Origin of the sequence: Dietzia sp. E1, assembly GCF_014145015.1 — a bacterium.
In the GTDB taxonomy this organism is placed as follows: Bacteria; Actinomycetota; Actinomycetes; order Mycobacteriales; family Mycobacteriaceae; genus Dietzia; species Dietzia cinnamea_A.
Window position 1 is genome coordinate 1 of sequence record NZ_JAALDU010000206.1, and the last position, 6,301, is coordinate 6,301.

The 6,301-nt window shown below is 73.0% G+C and carries 4 protein-coding genes and 1 tRNA gene; 1 reads left to right on the top strand and 4 read right to left on the bottom strand.

Features of this window, described 5'->3' with window-relative positions; genetic code table 11:
* Positions 1-144 precede the first annotated feature (144 nt).
* A tRNA-Sec gene (locus G6030_RS07975) sits at positions 145-240 on the bottom strand.
* A gap of 118 nt (positions 241-358) precedes the next feature.
* Here G6030_RS07975 and selD point away from each other — a divergent pair.
* Positions 359-1,369, top strand: a complete 1,011-nt coding sequence (selD, locus tag G6030_RS07980; protein WP_182642753.1) for a selenide, water dikinase SelD — start codon at positions 359-361, stop codon at positions 1,367-1,369.
* 315 nt (positions 1,370-1,684) lie between these two features.
* Here the strand turns inward: selD and G6030_RS07985 are convergent, their stop codons facing one another.
* The 3 genes from G6030_RS07985 to G6030_RS07995 all read right to left on the bottom strand — a co-directional run.
* The gene (locus G6030_RS07985; RefSeq protein ID WP_182642754.1) at positions 1,685-2,884 is read right to left on the bottom strand and encodes an amidohydrolase; all 1,200 of its coding nucleotides are present in this window, start codon (positions 2,882-2,884) and stop codon (positions 1,685-1,687) included.
* The gene (locus G6030_RS07990) at positions 2,856-4,739 is read right to left on the bottom strand and encodes an alpha/beta fold hydrolase (protein ID WP_182642755.1); all 1,884 of its coding nucleotides are present in this window, start codon (positions 4,737-4,739) and stop codon (positions 2,856-2,858) included. Before G6030_RS07990 ends, G6030_RS07985 begins: the two co-directional genes overlap by 29 nt.
* Positions 4,732-6,301: circularly permuted type 2 ATP-grasp protein (locus tag G6030_RS07995; RefSeq protein ID WP_182642756.1), on the bottom strand; the 1,570-nt coding region annotated here is incomplete at its 5' end. The genes G6030_RS07995 and G6030_RS07990, both read right to left, overlap by 8 nt.

The following is a 6,301-nucleotide window of genomic DNA, read 5'->3' on the forward strand; positions in this document are numbered from 1 at the left end:
AGGTCGGCGACGGCGGCGGCGAGCCGCGGGGCGCGGAGCAGGACGTCGGTGGACGGGATGCGGCGGCGCGGATCGTCGGCGGCGGTTCGCGTGGGCCCCGCGGTCGGCTGCTCGGCGATCGTCGCTCCCCTTTACGAACGGTTGTGGCGGAGGCGGACGGGAATCGAACCCGCCTGACCGAGATACTCGGCCACGTCGGTTTTGAAGACCGCGGGGACCACCAGGTGCCCGGACGCCTCCCTGCCACCACGAGGGTAGGCGTTCCACGCCGGACCCGCCCGTCGATCGTCGCGCGTGGGTGCCCACCGGCCGCTCTCGTGGTCACCCGCCCGGCCGCTCGCGTGGCTAGGGTCGGGGCATGGCCACCGACACCGCTTCGTCCCCCGCCCGGCTGACCTCGTACGCCCACGGTGGCGGTTGCGCCTGCAAAATCCCGCCCGGCGCGCTGGAGAACGTCGTCTCGGGACTCGTCGGAGCCCCGGTGCACGAGCCCGCGGCGCAGCTCATCGTGGGTCTGGACGACGGCGACGACGCCGCGGCGGTCCGGATCTCGGGCGGCGTCGCGGTGATCAGCACGGCCGACTTCTTCACGCCCGTCGTCGACGACCCGTACGACTGGGGCCGGATCGCGGCCGCCAACGCGTTGTCCGATGTCTACGCCATGGGCGGTACCCCGATCGTGGCCATCAACCTGCTGTGCTGGCCGATGGATGTCCTGCCGTACGAGATGGCCGGCGAGGTGCTGCGCGGTGCCCAGGACGTCGCGGGTGCCGCCGGGTGCCACGTCGCCGGAGGGCACAGCGTCGACGACCCGGAGCCCAAGTACGGCATGGCCGTCACCGGCACCGCCGACCCCGACCGGCTGCTGCGCAACGACGCCGGACGCGCCGGGGTGCCGCTGTCACTGACCAAGCCATTGGGGATCGGCGTGCTCAACAGCCGGCACAAGAACACCGGGGCGGTGAGCGCCGAGGCGATCGAGACGATGACCCGCCTCAACGACGTCGCCTCGCGGCAGGCGCTGGCCGCGGGCGTCGAGTGCGCGACCGACGTCACCGGGTTCGGACTGCTCGGCCACCTCTACAAGATGGCCCGGGCCAGCGGCGTCTCGGCGGTGATCGATTCGGCCGCCGTGCCCTACCTCGAGGGGGCCCGCCAGGCGCTCGCCGACGGGTTCGTCAGCGGCGGGACGCGCCGCAACCTCGACTGGGTGCGTCCGCACCTCGACGCGTCGGTGAGTGAGGACGAGCTGCTGCTGCTCGCCGACGCGCAGACCTCGGGTGGACTGCTGGTGGCCGGCGAGATCCCGGGCGCTCCGGTGATCGGCGAGCTCGTCCCCGCGGGCGACGCGGCCATCACCATCCGCTGACCTGGCGGCGGGCCCGGCCGCACGCCTCGCGTACGCCGGGCGGGCCGGGCCGGCTTCGACACCTCGCGCCTCGCCCGTCGAGAAGAGGATTTCGCACCCTGTCTCTCGGGCGATACAGGCGGAATCCTCTGCTCGGCAGGCCTCGGGCCGCAAGCCCCGGGCCCTTGGCCGCAGGCCTCGAGCCCTTGGCCTCGTCGAGAAGACGGTTTCGCACGTCGCCTCTCGGGCGATACGGGCCGAACCGTCTTCTCGACGGTGCGCGGGCGGCCCCGGTACCGTCTTCCCGACGGTGAGCGGGCGGCCGGCAACGGTCGGTCAGGCGCTGCGGTCGAGGCGCGCGAACTCGTTGAAGATGCGGGCCCCGTGGAGCAGTGCCCGCTCGTCGAGCACGAAGCCCGGGTGGTGCAGGTCCGTCTCGTCCCGCTCGCCGTCCCAGACGCCCAGGCGCAGATAGACGCCCGGGATCTCCTCGGTGTACCAGGCGAAGTCCTCGCCGCCGCTGGACTGCTCGGCCGTGCCCACACCCTCCGGACCGAACACCGCCTCCACGGCGCGGGCTGCGAGCTCGGCGCACTCGTCGTCGTTGACCACGGGCGGGACGCCCTGCACGTAGTCGACCTCGGCCCGCACTCCGTACAGCGCGGCCAGGTGCTCGATCGCGTCGCGGACGAGCGGCTCGGCGGTCGCCCAGACGTCGCGGTCGGCGCTGCGGAGCGTGCCCCACAGTTCGCCCGAGTCCGGGATGACGTTCGGCGCCGAACCGCCGGCCTTGATCGACCCCCACGTCAGGACCGTGCCGGAGCGGGGATCGATACGCCGGTCGATCACGCCGTTCAGACCCAGGACGATCTGCGCGAGCGCGTGGACGGTGTCCTGCGTCTCGTGTGGCCGCGCCGTGTGACCGCCGGCCGAGTGGACGTGCACGCCGATCTTGGCGTTGGACGAGGTGATCGGCCCGCCGGTCACGCCGACCTCGCCGACGCGGCGGTGGGGGTCGCAGTGCAGCGCGATGATTCGGTCGACGCCTTCGACCACGCCCTCCTCGACGCAGGTCTTGGCGCCACCGGGCATTGTTTCCTCGGCGGGCTGGAAGATGAGGCGGACCGGGCGCGGCGGCGGGTCGGCGACCAGCATCTCCGCCGCACCGAGCAGCATCGCGGTGTGCCCGTCGTGGCCGCAGGTGTGGCTCACGCCCTCGACCTCGGAGGAGAACGACTCCCCCGACTCCTCGGACATCGGCAGCGCGTCGATGTCCGCTCGGAGCGCGACGACGTCCTCAGCGGTGGCGCCGTCGGCCGCCGGCACGTCACACCACAGGCCCGTGCCCAGCTCGAACTCGCGCGGCTTCAGCCCCATCCCGCGGAGCTGCTCGGCGATGTAGGCCGTGGTCTCGGTCTCCTCGAACGACAGCTCGGGGTGCGTGTGGATGTGGCGCCGCCACTGCACCAGGCGCTCCTCGAGACCGCTCGGGTCCTGCTTCTCGGTCTTAGTCTCGGTCTTTCCGCGTCCGAACACCGAACACCTCCTGACAGAACTGGACCACCCGGTCGCCGAGCAGCTGCCGGTTGGCCAATTTCACGAATTCATGACCTTCGTCCTCGAAGATCAGCACGTCCACCGGTACGTCCCTGCGTCGCAGCGCCTCGGCCGCCTGCTCGGTCTCGCTGGGCGGGACGTTGGTGTCATGGGCGCCGTGGACGAACAGCATCGGCACCTCCACCCGGTAGAACCGGCGCAGCGGCGAGACCTCCTTGAGCAGCTCCTGCTCCTGGAGGGGATTGCCGTACTTGGGGTAGGCGGCCGCCGCGACCCACGGTTCGGTGTCGCGGTAGAAGGTCCGCATGTCGCTCATCCCGCACGCCGCGATCCCGCCGCACCAGCGGCCCGCGTGCCGGACGAGCGTGGCGTTGACGAGGTACCCGCCGTAGGAGCGCCCGGCCACGATCACGCGGTCCGGGTCGGCGATGCCCTCGTCGACGAGGTGCAGCAGCGCGTCCTCGACGTCGTCGATGGCGGCGAACCGCCCGTACCGGTCGTCGGCGTGGCTGAAGAAGCGCCCGAATCCGGTCGAGCCGCGGACGTTGGGGGCGAAGCACGTCACCCCGATGTCGAGCAGCCGCCGGGCGATGTCGTTGTACCCCGGACGCGACTGCCCCTCCGGTCCGCCGTGCAGGTACACCACGGTGGGGGCGGGCTCGCCCTCCGGCGCGGCGCGGTACAGCCAGCCGCTCAGCTCGAGGCCGTCGCGGGCGGTGAACGTCACCAGCTCGGGGGCCGGGTCCGGCTTGTGCGGGCCACGGCCGGTCCACCGGCAGCGCTCGACGTCGTACATCACCACCCGGGGCGGCTCGTCGAGGCTCTCGACCGTCACCGCGAGCAGCCGGCCGTCCGCGGTGATGGTCGGCGACGTGGCCACCACGTCGGGCAGGGGCGGCCGGGCGATCACGCGCGGCCGGTCGGACGTGATGTCCAGGACCTCCAGCTCGGAGAGCCCCCCGCGGACGTTCCACAGCAGGACGGCGGTCGAGCGGTCCAGACTCACCTCGACGGTGTCGAGGTCGGCGTCGTCGCGGTAGGCGAGCGGCCACGACTCGGTGCCGTCCTCTCCGGCCTCCACCGCGAGCAGGCCGGTCCGCTCGGCGGAGTGGTCGCTGCGGACCACCATGCGCATCGGCCGATCCGGCCCGCCGGCGTCGAGGATGACCCCGGCGTCGGTCGTGGCCCCGGTGTCGACGGGCAGCAGCGGCCACCACCGGCCGTCGGGGACGATCCGCAGCAGCTCGCGGATGCCGCGGGCGCCCACCCGGAACAGCGCCGCCCCGTCGCGGGCGTGGACGAGCGCGCCGCCCATCCGGCGGTCCACGACCGTGCTCTCCCCCGACTCCGGGTCGACGAGTCGTCCCTCGGCGACGCCCTCGGAGTCGAAGGCCGTCACGGCGAGCAGCTCGCCGTCCCAGCACACGATCTGCACGGTCGCGTCGCCCCACGTGTCCACGGCATACGCGCTGTGGTCCTCCGGGTCCGTGGTGACCAGGAAGATGCGCTCGCGCTCACCGCCGTCCGGCGCGACCTCGCAGGCGAGCCACTTGCCGTTGGGCGAGTACGCGACCTTGCGGACGGGGCCGTCGATGGGCAGGACGACGTCGCGCTCCGGGCCGGCACCGTCCAGCCCGCCCGGCCCGAGCGGCCGCTGGACCGCCCGCGGGTAGCCGGTCCGTTCGGTGACCACGAACGCCAGCATCGACCCGTCGGGCGACAGGCACGGCGACGACGTGTGCCGGATGTACTCCGGGCCGCCGACCGCGTCCTCGGGCGACCCGGCGGCGTCCAGTGACTCTTTCTCCTCTGTGACCTCGGTGATGTCAGGCACGGTGGATCCAGGTGTCCTTCCCGCCCCCTCCGCTGGAGGCGTTGACGACCATGGTGCCCGCGGGTGCGACGCGTGTCATGGCGACCGGCGGGGCCTCGGCGACGATCTGCCCGGCCGCGTCGCGGCTGAGCATGACGAACGCCCGCATGTCCACGTGGCGACGCTGCAGTTCGTGCCCGTCGAACGTCGGCAGCGTGGACAGCGACTGCACCTCCTGCGCCACGAACCGCGAACCGTCGCGGCGCAGTTCGTCGCGCCGCTCGTCGAGCTCCCGCGGCGAGCACTCCGGGCCCACCGTGATGCCGGACCCGCCGTAGCCGTCGATGGGCTTGACCACCAGCTCGCCGAGCCGGTCCAGCACCTCGCGCCGTTGCTCGGGGTCGGAGCACAGGTAGGTGTCGACCTGACCGATCAGCGGCTTCTCGCCCAGGTAGAAGTTGATGATCTGCGGGACCCGCGCGTAGATGGCCTTGTCGTCGGCCGCCCCGTTGCCCGGCGCGTTCACCACGGCCACGGCCCCCTCGGCCATCGCGCCGAGCAGCCCACGCCGTAGACGAGCGCCGTCCGCGCCGTCCGACGAGAGGAGCATCTCCTCGTCCATACGGACGTAGAGGACGTCGATGGGGTGGCGGCCCTCGTCGTCGTCGCCATAGACCTTCCCGTCCGCACACACCAGGCGGTCCGGGGTCACCACCACGGCGTCCACCGCCTCGGCGGCGTGGATGAGGTCGAAGGCCTCCAGCTCGTCCTCGGCGACCACCACGGCGATCCGCGGATCGTCCACACCCTCCGGCGCGGCCGCGCGCAACGTCCTCCCCAGCAGCTCCAGGCCGGCGCGCGGGTCGTGCACCTCGGAGCGCGCGCCGAACTCGGGATAGCCCTCGGTGATCCGGTCGCGCAGCGCGACCGCCATCGCCAGGCCGCCCGGCATGCGCAGGTTGTCCTCGAGCACGATCCACTCGCCCGGCCCCGTCGAGACCAGGTCGGCGCCACACACCGGGGCGTGCAGCACGCCCTCCGGCACCGCGCGGCCCGTCGGCCGGAACCCCGGCGCCCGCTCGAGCGCGTCGGGCGGGACGATCCCCGCGCGCGTGATCTCGCTCGGGCCGTAGATGTCCTGGAGGAACATCTCCATCGCGCGGGCGCGCTGCTCGAGCCCTGCGGAGATGCGGCTCCACTGGTCGGCGGGCACGATGCGCGGCACGGCGTCCAGCGGGAAGACCTGCGGCTCGTCGTAGCCGTACACCTTGAGCATGATGCCGAGGTCGCGCAGGCGGTCGTCGACGCCGGCCTTGCGGTCGCGCAGGGTCTCGGGGCCGAGGTCGGAGACGGCCTTGAGCACGTCCACGTACTCGGGTCGCGGCGCGCCGTCGGCGGTGATCGCCTCGTCGTGGACGTCCTCGGTGACGGCCTCGCCGAGCGGCGAGTACGCGGACAGCATGGAGCGCATGCCGCGGTCGTCGGAGATGGCACGCGGCCGCAGCCGGCCCGAGGTCTCGGCGAGCAGCACGGAGACCACGTCGCCGCGGCGACCGCGCCGCCGGTGCGCGGCGCGCTGCCGG

Excerpts from the sequence above, each read along its gene's own strand:
- selD (WP_182642753.1), top strand. The coding sequence starts at position 359 with ATGGCCACCGACACCGCTTCGTCCCCCGCCCGGCTGACCTCGTACGCC.